Annotated in this window: 15 protein-coding genes; 11 read left to right on the top strand and 4 right to left on the bottom strand. The window is 69.4% G+C overall.

Annotation, left to right across the window (positions count from 1 at the left end):
* Nucleotides 1-97: 97 nt before the first annotated feature.
* Complete coding sequence (locus ACFVGO_RS17655; RefSeq protein ID WP_359910217.1) at nt 98-544, bottom strand: NUDIX domain-containing protein; 447 nt, start codon at nt 542-544, stop codon at nt 98-100.
* A gap of 81 nt (nt 545-625) precedes the next feature.
* Nucleotides 626-1,978, bottom strand: coding sequence for a tetratricopeptide repeat protein (locus ACFVGO_RS17650; protein ID WP_380632633.1), 1,353 nt, complete (start codon nt 1,976-1,978; stop codon nt 626-628).
* 298 nt (nt 1,979-2,276) lie between these two features.
* On the opposite strand from ACFVGO_RS17650, the gene ACFVGO_RS17645 reads away from it, so the two are divergent.
* From ACFVGO_RS17645 to alaS, 6 genes are all read left to right on the top strand, one after another.
* Nucleotides 2,277-3,110: an aspartyl/asparaginyl beta-hydroxylase domain-containing protein gene (locus tag ACFVGO_RS17645; RefSeq protein ID WP_359910219.1), complete on the top strand. Its 834-nt coding sequence runs from the start codon at nt 2,277-2,279 to the stop codon at nt 3,108-3,110.
* 36 nt (nt 3,111-3,146) lie between these two features.
* Nucleotides 3,147-4,019, top strand: coding sequence for a hypothetical protein (locus ACFVGO_RS17640; protein ID WP_380632630.1), 873 nt, complete (start codon nt 3,147-3,149; stop codon nt 4,017-4,019).
* Nucleotides 4,016-4,615, top strand: a complete 600-nt coding sequence (locus tag ACFVGO_RS17635) for an LOG family protein (RefSeq protein WP_380632628.1) — start codon at nt 4,016-4,018, stop codon at nt 4,613-4,615. Before ACFVGO_RS17640 ends, ACFVGO_RS17635 begins: the two co-directional genes overlap by 4 nt.
* A complete protein-coding gene (locus tag ACFVGO_RS17630; RefSeq protein ID WP_380632625.1) occupies nt 4,612-5,163 on the top strand; it encodes an orotate phosphoribosyltransferase in 552 nt (183 codons plus the stop codon). Before ACFVGO_RS17635 ends, ACFVGO_RS17630 begins: the two co-directional genes overlap by 4 nt.
* On the top strand, nt 5,160-5,828 hold the full coding sequence (locus ACFVGO_RS17625) for an HAD family hydrolase (protein WP_380632623.1): 669 nt from the start codon (nt 5,160-5,162) through the stop codon (nt 5,826-5,828). Before ACFVGO_RS17630 ends, ACFVGO_RS17625 begins: the two co-directional genes overlap by 4 nt.
* Nucleotides 5,829-6,057: 229 nt before the next feature.
* Nucleotides 6,058-8,718: an alanine--tRNA ligase gene (alaS, locus tag ACFVGO_RS17620; RefSeq protein ID WP_380632621.1), complete on the top strand. Its 2,661-nt coding sequence runs from the start codon at nt 6,058-6,060 to the stop codon at nt 8,716-8,718.
* Nucleotides 8,719-8,791: 73 nt separating this feature from the next.
* Here the strand turns inward: alaS and ACFVGO_RS17615 are convergent, their stop codons facing one another.
* The gene (locus ACFVGO_RS17615) at nt 8,792-9,253 is read right to left on the bottom strand and encodes a GNAT family N-acetyltransferase (protein WP_380358278.1); all 462 of its coding nucleotides are present in this window, start codon (nt 9,251-9,253) and stop codon (nt 8,792-8,794) included.
* A 313-nt stretch (nt 9,254-9,566) separates the two neighbouring features.
* Between ACFVGO_RS17615 and ACFVGO_RS17610 the strand changes: the two genes are divergently transcribed.
* Genes ACFVGO_RS17610 through ACFVGO_RS17600 form a run of 3 tightly spaced genes read left to right on the top strand, consistent with a single transcriptional unit; the run spans nt 9,567 to nt 11,091 of the window.
* Nucleotides 9,567-10,007 carry a hypothetical protein gene (locus tag ACFVGO_RS17610; protein WP_380632619.1) on the top strand — a complete coding sequence of 147 codons (441 nt, stop codon included), beginning with the start codon at nt 9,567-9,569 and terminating at the stop codon, nt 10,005-10,007.
* Nucleotides 10,007-10,435, top strand: coding sequence for a hypothetical protein (locus ACFVGO_RS17605; protein ID WP_380358272.1), 429 nt, complete (start codon nt 10,007-10,009; stop codon nt 10,433-10,435). The genes ACFVGO_RS17610 and ACFVGO_RS17605 overlap by 1 nt, the downstream gene beginning before the upstream one ends.
* Nucleotides 10,436-10,440: 5 nt before the next feature.
* On the top strand, nt 10,441-11,091 hold the full coding sequence (locus ACFVGO_RS17600; protein ID WP_380358270.1) for a hypothetical protein: 651 nt from the start codon (nt 10,441-10,443) through the stop codon (nt 11,089-11,091).
* 525 nt (nt 11,092-11,616) lie between these two features.
* Here the strand turns inward: ACFVGO_RS17600 and ACFVGO_RS17595 are convergent.
* Complete coding sequence (locus ACFVGO_RS17595) at nt 11,617-12,282, bottom strand: hypothetical protein (protein ID WP_380632616.1); 666 nt, start codon at nt 12,280-12,282, stop codon at nt 11,617-11,619.
* A gap of 110 nt (nt 12,283-12,392) precedes the next feature.
* On the opposite strand from ACFVGO_RS17595, the gene ACFVGO_RS17590 reads away from it, so the two are divergent.
* On the top strand, nt 12,393-13,019 hold the full coding sequence (locus tag ACFVGO_RS17590) for a TetR/AcrR family transcriptional regulator (RefSeq protein ID WP_380632613.1): 627 nt from the start codon (nt 12,393-12,395) through the stop codon (nt 13,017-13,019).
* A gap of 9 nt (nt 13,020-13,028) precedes the next feature.
* Nucleotides 13,029-13,673: a TIGR03085 family metal-binding protein gene (locus ACFVGO_RS17585; RefSeq protein WP_380358262.1), complete on the top strand. Its 645-nt coding sequence runs from the start codon at nt 13,029-13,031 to the stop codon at nt 13,671-13,673.
* Nucleotides 13,674-13,706 lie beyond the last annotated feature (33 nt).

The following is a 13,706-nucleotide window of genomic DNA, read 5'->3' as shown; positions in this document are numbered from 1 at the left end:
GGGGGGGTGGGGGACCGTCCGGGAGGAAAAAAGAGGGGGGGGGGGGGGGGGGGGGGTGGGGTGGGTGCTCTGGGCAGGAAGACCCCCCACACCGCAGTCAACCCTGCCATGAGTCGAGGGAAATGCTCGGACCATCGCCGAGGTAGCTGATCAGTGCCCCCTTAGTGGTGGAGACGAATTCGTCCGGTACGGCATCGACACCGACCCACGCCACTTCCGAGTGCTTGTCAGGCTCCCCGTTGGCAAGTTCGCCGGACCACCGATGAGCGGCGAAGACGACGGTCAGAAAGCCGTTGGGCGCCTCGACGCCCCGGGCCCCGTGGATGACGTGGGCCAGGCACAAATCCTCAGGGCTGACAACGAGTCCTGTCTCCTCCCTGAGCTCACGCACCGCGGTCTCCGTGATCGGCTCGCCGGGTTCGTTCTTGCCAACCGGCAGATCCCACATGCCCTGCGCAAACTTCGCCTTGGGCCCTCTCCGCAGGAGAACGACCCGCTGGGCTTCGAGATCATGGACGATGACAGCCGCGACCAGCAAGGTCATCGACTCCGTGGCCGGTTCGAGAGTGCTCTGATCAACGGTCGAGTGAGCCACGTCGGTCGGGTCCTTCCTGCGGTGCGGCTGTCATGTCAGTGCCTCGCGTACGCGGCGTTCCAAGTCAACGGCTCCTGGGACACCACGCCTACGGCAGACCGCCAAGCGTGGGCGAATCGAAGAGATCGCCTTTCTCGTCCGATCCGAAGTCATACCTTCCATCAGATCGAGCGCCCGCCCCCAGATCGCCACCGCCTCGTCCGCCCGCGCCTGCGCCTCCACGCTGTCGCCGAGATCGGCATAGGTGAGGGCATGGACTCTCCTGTACTTCTCGGCGTCCCAACGGATCAATGCGGCACGGTGCTGCCGCTCCGTTCCCACGTGATCTCCAAGATCAGTGAGAGTACGCGCCGTATGGCTGGCGACGGTGCCGGCTGCCGGTCCACTGACGAGCGAGAAGCTCGGCTGCTGATCGCCGCCACGGGTAAGCGAGTTCTCCGCTGCGAGGAGCGCCTTGGCTGCCGCAGGCTTATCACGGATTGCAGCAAAAGCGCGTGCATGGGTGATGTGGAGCAACGCTTCGGTCCTACTGTCCACCCGTCCGATGCTTCGGGTGAGCGCGTTCTCGATCAGCGCGACACAGTGGTTGGACAGCTTGAGGCTGAGCGCTTGGTGGGCCAGGGCACGCATCATCCAACCGGCATGACCATGAGGATCGGCCTCGACAGCGAGCTGGTAGCCGACCTGGTAGTAGCGCTGGGCCGCGCCTTCTTGGCCGAGATCATGGTGCTTCCACCCCGCAAGGTAGCCAAGTTCAGCGACCGCCCCGAAGGCCCGACGCCGCGTATCTTCGTCAGGAAAACAGCCATTGAGCATCGGGGCTGCCGTGTCGGCAAGATAGGCGGTCACGGTCGTCAGTCCATGCCCGCCGCCGAGCCGTTCGTCCGCCGCGCTGAACACTGCCGTGATCTGTCGGACGACTTCGACTTCCAGCTCGCCCACCCTCGCCATGCCGGTTCGAGCTCGCATCAGACGCGAAACCGGTTCGGGGTCGTAGAGCAGCGGCATCGCCACTCCGGTGGTGGTAAAGGCAGCAGCAGCCAGGAAGGTCCGACGCTCCACATCGGCGCGACCGAGGTTGGCGGCCGCCTCCACTGGATCGAGACTCGCCGCCAACGACTCTTCCGGGCTCGCGAAGCCGAGTTCGGCGAGGGTGACGCGGCGCCCGGAGCGACGGGACAGCGCCTCCGCGATGTACTGACCTACTTGCCCGGTCGGCTGTGCGCCATTGATCCAGTGGACCACGGCGGACTTGTTGGTCAACAAGCTCTCGCCATTCTCCGCACCGACCCGCCGCACCGCGCCCGCCAACGACTCATAGGTACATCCGGCGGCTGAAATAGCCTCCCTGAGGCGGTGATTGGGCTCTTTGAACGTGGCCACGACCGATCCTCCGACTTGGAGCAGTAAACCGCGTAAACCACTCTACGTGTCGAATCGCCTACCCATCGTGCCCCTGGATCGGTTCACTGAACAGTGCCTGCCGGGACCACCTCCCGCAAACCCGGCCCCCTGTCGGTGCCACACCCGGCGCCGCCATCCCGACCACCACGTCGCTGTCCATGCACTCCCGACAGCGAAGCGTGGGATCAGGTGTGCCGGCAGCGGCGCCCGATCCGATTCATCCAGCACCACGTGCCCTCCGGCTCGCCATGCCGAAAGCCGGAACAGGAGGGAACCGATGGACAACACCCTGACCGCTCTGGCCGGGCAGATCGCCCAGCTGGACGCCGTGGACTCCGCCCCCTTGGAGCGGATGCGCCACGAAGCCCTGACCGCCCAGGCCCCCTGGAAGGAGGAGTACGGCGCCTACCAGTCCGGCGGCTGGTGGACCACCTCGCTGATGAACGCCTCCGGCGACGCCGCCGACGTGACGATCGGCGACTGCGCCGCCCGTCCGACCGACCTGCTGGGCCGGATGCCGGCCACCGCCGCATTCCTGGCCGACCTCGGCCTGGACTTCATGTGGGTGCGGCTCGCCCGGCTGGAGGGCAACGCCTTCCTCTGGGAGCACCGCGACTACGACGAGCTCGACCAGGTCGAGCGGCACCGGCTGCACATCCCGCTGCACACCAACAGGTCCGCCTTCCTGGTCACCGGCGGCACCAAGGTGCACATGACGGGCGGGCGGATCTGGCGGCTCACTCCGACCTACGCCCACGGGGTGTGCAACCTGCTCGGCCCGGACCGGATCCACCTGATCGCCGACGTGTACGCCGACGACGCCTACCGCCACCTGGCCCGACGTCCCGCGCTCAGCCCGGTGGTCGCGGAGCCGCTGCCCGTCGCCGACCAGACGGTCCTGGCCGCGCGGCTGGAGAACGCCCGCAACATGGCCACCCTCGGCTACACGGAGGCGGCCGAGCGGATGCTGCTGCGGCTCTTCTACACGTACGCCCTGCCGGAAGGCACGGTCTACGACCTGATCGCCGAACTGCACACCTCCCTCGGCGACATGGAGGCCGCGACGCGCTGGGAGACCGCCAAGCGCCGCCTCCTCGCGATCCCCGCCTGATCCCAGCCCGCACCTACGCCCGGAAGGAAGAAGCGCATGCCCACCCTGCAACTGGCGGCGATCACCCAGGCCAACCGGCCCGCGCAGCTGCCGCTGCTGTCGAAGCTCGCCGACGTCCTGGCCACCTCCCCGGCGGTGACCCACCTGATGGTCCGAGGGTCGCTGGCCCACGGCACCGCCGACCGTCTGTCCGACGTCGACTTCGTCGCCGGCGTCCACGACGCCCACTTCCCGTCGTTCGTCGAGGCCCTGGACACCCTGATGCCGGTCGAGGCCGGCGCCCTGCTGCCCGGCTGGCGCGACACGATCGTCGCCGACCTCGGCGGTGTCGGGATGGTCTTCCTCGTCCCGGACGAGGGCAAGCTCCACCAGATCGACCTCTACCTCGCGCCGGCCTCCCGGATCCCGCGGCTGCAGGAGACGGTCAGCACTGCCGTCCTCCTCGACCGACGGCCCGGACCGGTCACCGCGCCGGACGTCGCGGCGGCCGAGAGCTTCGCCGCCGCCTTCCTCGCCCGGCCGCCCTCCTGCGCCGAGCTGCTGATCGAACACCTGGTGCTGGCCGTTCTCCTGCACAAGCGGATCAAGCGAGGCCAGCGGTTCGTGGCGTACTCCGAGTGGCACCGGCTGCACACGGCCACGAAGGACCTGATCAAGACCGCCCTGGCCCCCGCCTCGCGGTTCTGGGGCTGGTACCAGCTGCGCGAGGAGATCGCCGTCACCCCGATCGGCCGCGCCTGCCTGGGCGACCTGGACGCCGCGATCAGCGGCCCGGCCATCCCGGAGGCGGCCGACGTCACCGAGGCGATCGAGCGGGTGCTCGCCCTGGCCGAGCGGGCCTGCCCGCAGGCGCTCGACGGCCTGCACGACGCCGTCGCCGCCTACCGCACCTACCAGGAGCTGGTGTGAACGCACTCCACCTCGCGGGCCCGGCCGCCAGCCGGGCCCGCGAGGGCCTGACCGCCGTCTTCTTCGGCGGCGTCGTCCCCGCCTCCGCCCAGGAGGAGACGCTGGCCGAGGAGATCGGCCGGTCCCTCGCCCAGGCCGGCTACCAGCTCCTGCACGGCGGCTACAACGGGCTCATGGAGGCCGCCGCCCGCGGAGCCGGAGGCCAGGGAGCCACGGTCACCGCCGTCACCCTGACCGGCAAGCACGACGAGTGGGGCGTGTTCAACCCCCACACCACCCTGTCCGTCCACCTGCCCGACCCCGGCGCCCGCCTCAACCACTACCTGGAGAACGCCGACCTGGTCGTCGCCATGGGCGGCGGAGTCGGCACCCTCCACGAGCTGACCGCCGCCCTCTACTACGCGACCACCATCCGGCCCGTGCCGGTCTGCCTCGCGGGCGCGTCGGCCCTTCGCCTGCTCGCCTTCCTGCGCGAGGAGCGGTGGCTGTACGAGACCCCGACCCGGCCGCTCGGCTTCCTCACCACCGTCGAGTCCGCCGACGCCTTCCGCGCCCACCTCGCCTCGCTCGGCACCACCCCGATCGGAGGAGCATGACCACCCGCACCCCACCGGCCGGCCTCGCCGCCCGGCTCGCCGAAACCGCGTGCGTCAACGCTCCGTTCAAGCTCGCCGACGGCGGACGGCTCGACGCGTACTTCGACGAGTACCGGCTCGCCTCCGACCCCGCGCTCCTGCGCGACACCGCCACCGCCATGGCTGACCTCGTCCCCGACGGCGCCCAGGTGCTCGCGGGCATCGAACTCGGCGGTGTCCCCCTCGTCGTGGCGCTGTCCGCCGCCACCGGCCTGCCCGCCGTCTTCGTGCGCCGCAAGCCCAAGAGCTACGGCTCGCGCCACCAGGTCGAAGGCCTTCCCATCGACGGCCGCCGCATCGTCCTGGTCGACGACGTGGTCCGCTCCGGCGGCCAACTGCTCCACATGGCACGCATCCTGCGGATGGTGGGCGGACCGGTCACCCACGCGCTCTGTGTCCTGGAGCGCCCGCTCGGCGGCCGGACATTGCTGGCCGAGCACCGCGTCACCCTGAACTCGCTGTTCACCGAAGCCGACCTGCCGTCACCCCGGGCGGGCGGTGCCGCGTGAAGCGAGCCGTGCTCTTCGACCTCGACGGCGTCCTCGTCGACAGCCGGGACGCCCAACTCGCCACCCTGGCAGGCTATGCGACCGCCGCCCTCGGCAAGCGGGTGACCGTCGCCGATCTCCCGGCCGGCGCCGCGACCACCCCGCGCGAGTACGTCCTGTCCGACCTCGGACTGGACGGATCGATCAACGAGGATGGCTGGGCCGCGGCGAGCGCCACGGCCACCCTGACCGCCGAGGTGTTCCCCTACGTCGCCGAGACCCTTGCGGCGCTCCGCGAGGCCGGAGTCGGCACCGGTGTCGTCACCCTGCGAAGCCGCGAAAGGGTCAACTGGCTGCTGCCGCCGGACATCCTCGACCAGCTGGACACGGTCGTCTGCTACGAGGACGCCCAGCCCAAACCCGCCCCCGACGGCGTCCTGCTCGCCCTCGACCGGCTCGACGTTCCTCCGAGGGCGGGCATCTTCGTCGGCGACACCGAGACCGACATCCACGCCGCCCACGCCGCGGGTGTCACCGCCGTCGGCGCCGGCTGGGGCTTCGCCGGCCCCGAAGCCCTCGCCCGGGCCGGAGCCCACCTCGTGATGCCCCGCGCCGACCACGCCGCCTTCGTCCTCCCCCTGCAGGTCGGCATCGGCCGTCAGGAGGACAACTCCAAGCGATCTTGACCCCGGAGCCGCTACTGTTGGTGGCGCAGTCGCAGCGCACCGTTGCGTCCGTTGTCGGCTGCGCCACCTCAGAGCGACGGATACCGGAGTCATGGTCTACACCGTGGGGGCGCGAGCTATCTGCGCCGAGCTGGAGAACTGAGAACCACTCAGTCCTCGTTCTCGGCCCGGCTCGGCGTGTGATCACCCCCCCACCTCTCCGCGACTCTTCCGTGAGGGCCCTACCGCCATGCGCTCGACGCAGATCCGCTCCACCTTCCTGGACTTCTTCACCTCACGCGGCCACCGCCACGTCCCGTCCAGCCCGCTCATCCCCTCCGACCCGACCCTGCTGCTGGCCAACGCCGGCATGAACCAGTTCAAGCCCTACTTCCTGGGCGAGGTCACCCCGGAGTACCCCCGCGCCACCACCATCCAGAAGTGCGCCCGCACCTCCGACATCGACAACGTCGGCCGCACCAACCGGCACGCCACGTTCTTCGAGATGATGGGCAACTTCTCCTTCGGCGACTACTTCAAGGCCGACGCCATCGCTTACGCCTGGGAACTCCTCACCCAGGGCTACAACCTGGAGAAGGACCGCCTCTGGATCACCGTCCACCAGAGCGACGACGAGGCCGAACAGCTCTGGCGCAAGATCGGCGTCCCCGCCGAGCGCATCCAGCGCCTCGGCGCGGACAACTTCTGGGACATGGGCGTCCCCGGCCCCTGCGGCCCCTGCTCCGAGGTCAACTACGACCGGGGCCCGGCCTTCGGGCGCGAGGGCGGCCCGGCCGTCGACGGCGAACGGTACGTCGAGATCTGGAACCTCGTCTTCATGCAGTCCATGCGCGGCGAGGACGACGACAACGGCACCTTCCCGATTCTCGGCGACCTCGCCCAGCAGAGCATCGACACCGGCCTCGGCCTCGACCGCCTCGCCGCGATCCTCCAGGACGTCGAGAACGTCTGCAGCACCGACCTCCTCCTGCCCACCCTGACCACCGTCCAGGAACTCGCCGGCCGTGACTACCCGGGCAGCGGTTCCGGTGGTGAGGAGAAAGTCTCGTTCCAGGTCGTCTCCGAGCACGCCCGTTCCATCGCCTACCTCATCGCGGACGGCGTGCTGCCCGCCAAGGACGGCCGCGGCTACGTCCTGCGCCGTCTGATGCGCCGGGCGATCCGGCACGCCCGCATGCTCGGCATCGACCAGCCCGTCCTCGCCCCGGCCACCGCCAGCGTCATCGCCAACCTCGGCGACGTCTGGCCCGAACTCACCGGCCAGGCCAGCCTCATCGAGCAGGTCGTCATCGCCGAGGAGGAGTCCTTCACCCGCACCCTCACCCAGGGCACCCGGCTGCTCAACGCCGCCATCACGCGCAGCCGTGAGGGCCGTTCCACTGCCCTCACCGGTGAGACCGCCTTCGAACTGCACGACACCTACGGCTTCCCCGTCGAGCTGACGATCGAGGCCGCCCGCGATGCCGGCCTGACCGTCGACGAGGACCGCTTCACCGCCCTGCTCGCCGAACAGCAGAAGCGCGCCAAGGCCGGAGGCAAGGCCAAGACCGCCGAGGCCCTGCGCCGCCAGGACGCCTACCGCGAACTGTCCGCCCGCCACGGCCGCACCGACTTCGTCGGCTACGACCGCCTCGACACCGAAACCACCGTCCTCGGCATCATCTCCGACGGCACCGTCGTGCCCGGCGCCGACCAGGGCAGCACGCTCGAACTGGTCCTGGACCGCAGCCCGTTCTACGCCGAGTCCGGCGGCCAGGTCGGCGACAGCGGCACCATCCGCACCACCGGCGGTGCGCTCCTGGAGGTCCTGGACACCAGGCTCGGCCTGGAGGGCTTCCACGTGCACACCGTTCGCGTCTCCGAGGGTGAGATCCGGGCCGGCGAGCAGGCCGAAGCCCTGGTCGACGGCCCGCGCCGCGACGCCGTCGCCCGCTCCCACACCGCCACCCACGTCCTGCACGCCATGCTCCGCCGCACCCTCGGCGACCACGCCCGCCAGCACGGCTCCCTTGTCGACGCCGGCCGCCTGCGCTTCGACTTCGCCCACTTCTCCGCCCTCGACCCCACCCAGCTCGCCGCCATCCAGGCCCTCGTCAACGACCACCTCCTCGACGGCCCCGAAGTCCGCATCTGGCACGCCACCCGCTCAGAGGCCGAGGCTGCCGGAGCCACTGCCCTGTTCGGCGAGAAGTACGGCGACCAGGTCCGCATCGTCGACATCGGCGACTTCTCCCGCGAACTCTGCGGCGGCACCCACGTCCCCCACGGCTCGAACGCCGGCCCCGTCCGCATCCTCGGCGAAGCCTCCATCGGCTCCAACCTGCGCCGCATCGAAGCCCTCACCGGCCGCGACGCCCTCACCTACCACGACACCGAACGCCGCCTCCTCGAAGAAATCTCCACCCTCCTCGGCACCCGCCCCCAGAACGCCCCCGACACCCTCCGCAAGCGCCTCCACGCCCTCACCACCGCCCAGCAGGAACTCGCCCGCCTCCGCGACACCGAGCTCCGCACCCGCGCCCAGCAGCTCGCCGCCTCCGCCCGTACCGTCCCTGGCGGCCGGATCGTCACCGAGAAGGTCGCCGACCTCAGCCCCGACGAAGTCCGCACCCTGGCCACCTACACCGCCGACATCCTGGACGCCAACCGTGCCATCGTCGTCCTGGGCGCCGAGCACGACGGCAAGGCCCTCCTCGTCGCCGCCATCACCCACAGCCTCCACAGCACCGGCACCCAGGCCAGCCAGATCCTCGTCCCGTCGGCCCGCCTGGTCGGTGGCGGAGCCGGTGGCGAGGGCACCGTCGCCAGCGCCGGCGGACGCCGCCCCGGGGCACTCGACCAGGCGCTCGCCCTGGCCGCCCAGGACGCAACCCAAGTTCTCGGGCAGTAGAGCCAGGCCACCCTGGCACGGGCTGGAGGCTTCCCATCCCCGGGAGGTCCCGCCAGCCCGTGCCACCTCCGATTCAGACCATCAGGTCCTTCAGCAAGACCACACTCTCGTAGTTGGTCACATCCCACCGCCACGTCCCGACCGACACGTACCCCCGCCTGCGGTACCAGCCGACCAACTCGACGGCCTCCGCCGACGTATCGATAACAGCCGCCGTGGAACCGAGCGCAACGATGCGATCCTCCGCCAAGGTCAACAGCCGCTGTCCGAGGCCCGTCCCCTGATACGTGGGATCCACCGCAAACTGCCAGAACGAGCCCGCTCCCGCTGGGGCCGGATACCCCTCGGGAATCGGGTACGGGGCCGCCACCGTCACCGATCCCACCAGCTCAGCGGCCCGGAAGGCGAGCCAGCACTCCCCGTTCCTCACTCGGTCGACCGTGTCCTGTACGGACTGGTACGACGCGAAGAAGACTCGACCAGCCGCGGCGTGATCGGCGTATGCACGATGAAGCAAACGCGTGAGCTCCTCCACAGAGTCGCCCTCAGTGAACCGCCGCACGGCGGGACCTGCCGAAGGTCTGGGGGATGCCGAGATGCGGGCTGAACGAGCGGTCACGAGACCAAGTGTTGGCTGGACGGCGGACCCCTGCCAGTTGTGCCGTGAGCATTCGGAGACAAAGGTTCGAATGTGCAAGCACCGCTATGTCATCGAGCAACGTCAAGCTGAAAATATGACTTGCTTTGCATCGAGGTCCTTGTTGTCAATACGAGACGCATCGGGTCGGCGCCGAGGGTAGGTTCCTGGCTGTATCGCATCGACCACGCCACCCGGGGGAGACCGGAAAATGCTCGATCCCGCTCTAGTCGCTATCGCGACCGGCGCAGGCGGAAACATCGCCGCATCGATGATCACAGAGGGAGCCCTCGTCATCCGAGCGCGGATCGTGGAGCTCTTCCGCAGAGGCACCCCTGACGAACAGGCCTCAGCCATGGCCGCCTTCGACAGCGACGCGCGAGTTCTCGCCGAGTGGACTCGTGCCACCGAACACAACACCGAGTTCGCGGCCGAGCTTTCCCGTGCCACGGAGCGGATCTCACAGGAGTGGACCAACCGTGTAGGGGAGTATGTCACGGCCCACCCAGAGGCTCGACCCGACCTTGAAGCTCTCACCGTAACGGGAACAGTCTCGAATTCCGGCACTCAGCGCAACACCGGTTCAGGGACTTTCGTCAACGGGGCTGTTATCGGAGGAGTTCATAACTCTTACGGCTGGGGAGCCTGCTGATGCCTACCGCTCCAGATAAAGTTCCCCGCAGACAGCACAATACGGGATCCGGTACGTTCGTCAACGGAAATGTCTTCGGCGGCGTGCACAACTACGAGCTACTCGACAAGGAAACAAAGGCACACCTGGCCCAGATCGCAAAGACCTCGCCCGATCTAGCGAATCTCCTCGCCGACGCGGCCGCTCGAAGTGCGCAGGATGCGGCTACCGCCGACCTGATCGCCGTGACTGCAGGACGATTCCACCTCGCGAGTTCCGTGGAACTCCTTGCATCCGCGACGAAGGCTCTTGAGCGAATGTCATTCTCCAATTCGGTCGAGCTTTTAGCCTCTACTGCGAGGGACCTTGCGGCACTTACCCCCAAGCTCCTCACTGCGGCCGACGAGCTCAGATCAAGCCGGCGCGGCCGCCGGGATTGGGAGCAGTAAGCACAATGCCTGACTCCCAGCCCAGAGAGCAGCGCAATGACGGGCCCGGCACGTTCATCAACGGAAACGTCGAGGGCGGCGTGCGGAATCTTTTCTTCTTCGAATCCGCAAGCGGCAATGGCTTCAATCGTCACAAACAAGAAAGTCGGAGCCCGAAAGAGCGAAGCGAAACCGAGGATGATGACGACCCTGGAGATGCCCTGCTTGGCACAATAGCGCTAGGGTCGATGCCATTAGGAGCAATCGGCCATTCTATCGGCCTGCTGCCGGTAGGCGGCTGGTCCGACCATCCTTCCATCCTGGAGCGACTCCTTATCGGACTGGCCGGTATTATCGGTCTAATTCTGTGCACAGCATGTGCCCTCGCCAGGCTCGCCCAGATCTTCGCGCTGTGGGCAGCAAGAGCTTCCGGCTCGGCAAAAGCCAACGCGCCGAGGCATGGCCGGATTGCGGCTGGGAACGCGAGGACCGCCAGCTCGGCGGCATTGTTCGCCCACATCTCGGCGGGGCTCACATCGGCCCTCGCCGTACTTTTTGCATGGTTTTCTCTCGGCGCTACCGTCTCAAGGCGGGCGCACGACGCTGCTGGCGAAGCTGCGGCATCGGCAACGGCGGCATGGGCTCACGTTCGAGAAATCAGCACCAAGCCTCGGTGAGCGCCCTCGGCGGCGGAGCAAGCCTGTTAGCTCGCGGTCGGCCCCATGTCGTCGGCTCGCCTGACCTGCTCCGACCGGGAGCACAGCTCCGCCTGCGAAGCCACGCTGGTCAGGTCGAGAAGAAGAACGCCTGCACTGGTGGCTCAACTGGCAGTTTTCCGAAGTAGGGTCCTCGATCGCCAAGGCTGCGGCAGCCAGTCGTCTAGCCTCAGCTGCGGTCTCATTCACCGCCCCGCTACATCTTGGATCACACCCTGCGCAGCGACCTGCTTCGAGCCCCCCGCCCAACTGTCAATGGTGAAGCACAGAAGGAAGGATCCGCATCCGCGAGAGGTCACCGTCACCGCCGACGACATGGGGCACCAGCCGCGACACGTGGACCATGCCCGGGCCACCGGTATGCTCCGCCTTCACGCAGGCCCGGACCGCTTAGCGGTCCGGGCCTGCGTCGTCTCGTGGTTGCAGTTTTGGTTGCAGTCGCCGTCCCGCTTGCCGGCGTGCCGCGAGCGGCCGCCGGGCTGCGGGTCAGGCCGTCCGGCCGGGGGCCGGGCGGGGCAGGCGGCGGAGCGCCCAGACGGCCGCCGCGAGGGCGAAGCCGTAGACGGACACCAGCCCGTGGCCGTTCTCCTGGGCGAGCCACACGGCGAGGCCCAGCGCGGGGACGCCGGCGGCCAGGGCGATCTCCTTGGGGAGGCGGGTGCGGGTGAGGAGGGCGAGGGCGAGGGTGGCGCCGAGGAAGTAGGTGGCGCCGGAGCTGCCGGCGAAGTTGCGCGGGTCGGTGCTGGGGCCGCCGCCGAGGCCGAGCAGGGTGTCGATGCGGCCGGGCAGCAGGATGCCGGCGAGGAAGAAGCCGAGGGTGAGCGGACCGCCCCAGTACCACTGGGCGAGCGCGGCGACGGCGGCGAGGGTGACGAGGTTCCACAGGCCGCCGAACAGGCCGCCGTTCTGCATGAACACCGAGGTGAGCTCGCGCCACCAGCCGGACTTGGCGGGGTCCGCGTCCAGCGCGTCCATCGCGCCGGACCAGAGGAGTTGGAGCAGCACGCCCGCGACGGCGACCGCGGTCAGGGCGATCGCCGCCCACGGGAACGGGCGTCCGCGCAGGGTGTCGCGGCCCACCACGCCGAGCCCGCAGTTGACCATCATGACCATCAGTGCGGCCGTGGTCACGTTGAAGACGATCGCCCCCATGTCCGGCTCCTCCCCCTGGCTCCGGCGTTTTCCAACACCGTTCGAAAACTTGATGGGGCAAAGCTAGCACAGTTTTCGAACGGTGTTGGAAAACGCTGTACGGTGAGGTCATGAAGCTCACCAAGGACCGCATCGTCGACGCGGGCATGGCCGTCTTCGCCGAGGTCGGCTACCAGAACCTGTCCATGCGCCAGGTCGCCGACCGGCTCGACGCCCACGCGGGCAGCCTCTACTACCACGTACGCGGCAAGGACGAACTCCTCGCCCTGATGGCCGACCGGGTCTGCCGCCGGGCCTACGACGCCGGCACCCGGGCCCTCACCGCCCTCCCGCCCACCGCCACCTGGCAGGACCGCACACAGGCCCAGGCCACCGCCCTGCGCCTGAGCATCAAGCAGCACCCCGGCGGCGCCCAACTCCTCGCCGAGAGCCCCGGCATGCTCAGCACCGGCGCCCTCTCCCTGATGGAACGCCTCCTGCGCACCCTCCTCGACGCCGGCCTGCCCGCCGATCACTGCCACATCGCCGCCGACACCCTGCTCAGCCACGTCACCGGCTTCGTCCTCCAGGAGCAGAACCAGCCCGCGACACCCCCACCCGTCACCGCCGAGCTCTACTCCGAACTGCGCGAACGGTTCCCCCTCCTCATGGACCCGTCCACACCCCGCCACAGCCAGGACGAGAAGTTCGCGCGAAGCGTCCGCCTGCTCTGCGCCGGCATCGCGACGCTCCCCTAGGCTGACGGCATGTCGAACCACGCCCTCGCCGAACGCCACCGGCTCGCCCAACTCCTCACCGCCGCCGGGCCGGACGCGCCCACGCTCTGCGCCGGGTGGACCACCCGGGACCTCGCCGCCCACCTGGTGGTCCGGGAGCGCCGGCCCGACGCGGCGGCCGGCATCCGGGTCGGGGCGCTGGCCGGGTGGACGCGGCGGGTGCAGGACGGGTACGCCGAGCGGCCGTACGAGGAACTGGTGCGGCTGTTCCGGGCCGGGCCTCCGGTCTACTCCCCGTTCGCCCTGCCCGGCGCGGACGAGGCGGCGAACACCGTGGAGTACTTCGTCCACGCCGAGGACGTCGTACGGGCGGCCGAGGACTGGACCGCTCAGCCCGTGCCGCCCGGGCGCGCCGAGGCCCTCTGGCGCCGCCTCCCGCTCATCGCCCGCCTGGAGGCGGGCCGCCGCTCCCCCGTCCGCCTGGCACTCACCCACCCGGACGGCCGTTCCCTCACCGTCGGCCCGGCCGGAGCCGCCACCGTCCGCGTCACCGGAGAACCCGGCGAGCTGGTGCTCTTCACCTACGGCCGCGGGGCCCTGACCGCCCTCGCCGTCGACGGTGCCTCCGACGCCGTCGAGGCCCTGCGCCACGTCCTTCCCCTGCCCCCGAGGTAGCAGCGGAACGGGGGCCGGGTGGCCGCCGGCCCA

Source organism: Kitasatospora sp. NPDC057738, from assembly GCF_042798815.1.
GTDB classification, from domain to species: domain Bacteria; phylum Actinomycetota; class Actinomycetes; order Streptomycetales; family Streptomycetaceae; genus Kitasatospora; species Kitasatospora lactacystinica.
Note: the sequence above shows the minus strand (reverse complement) of the source record. Positions and strands in the feature narration are given on the sequence as shown.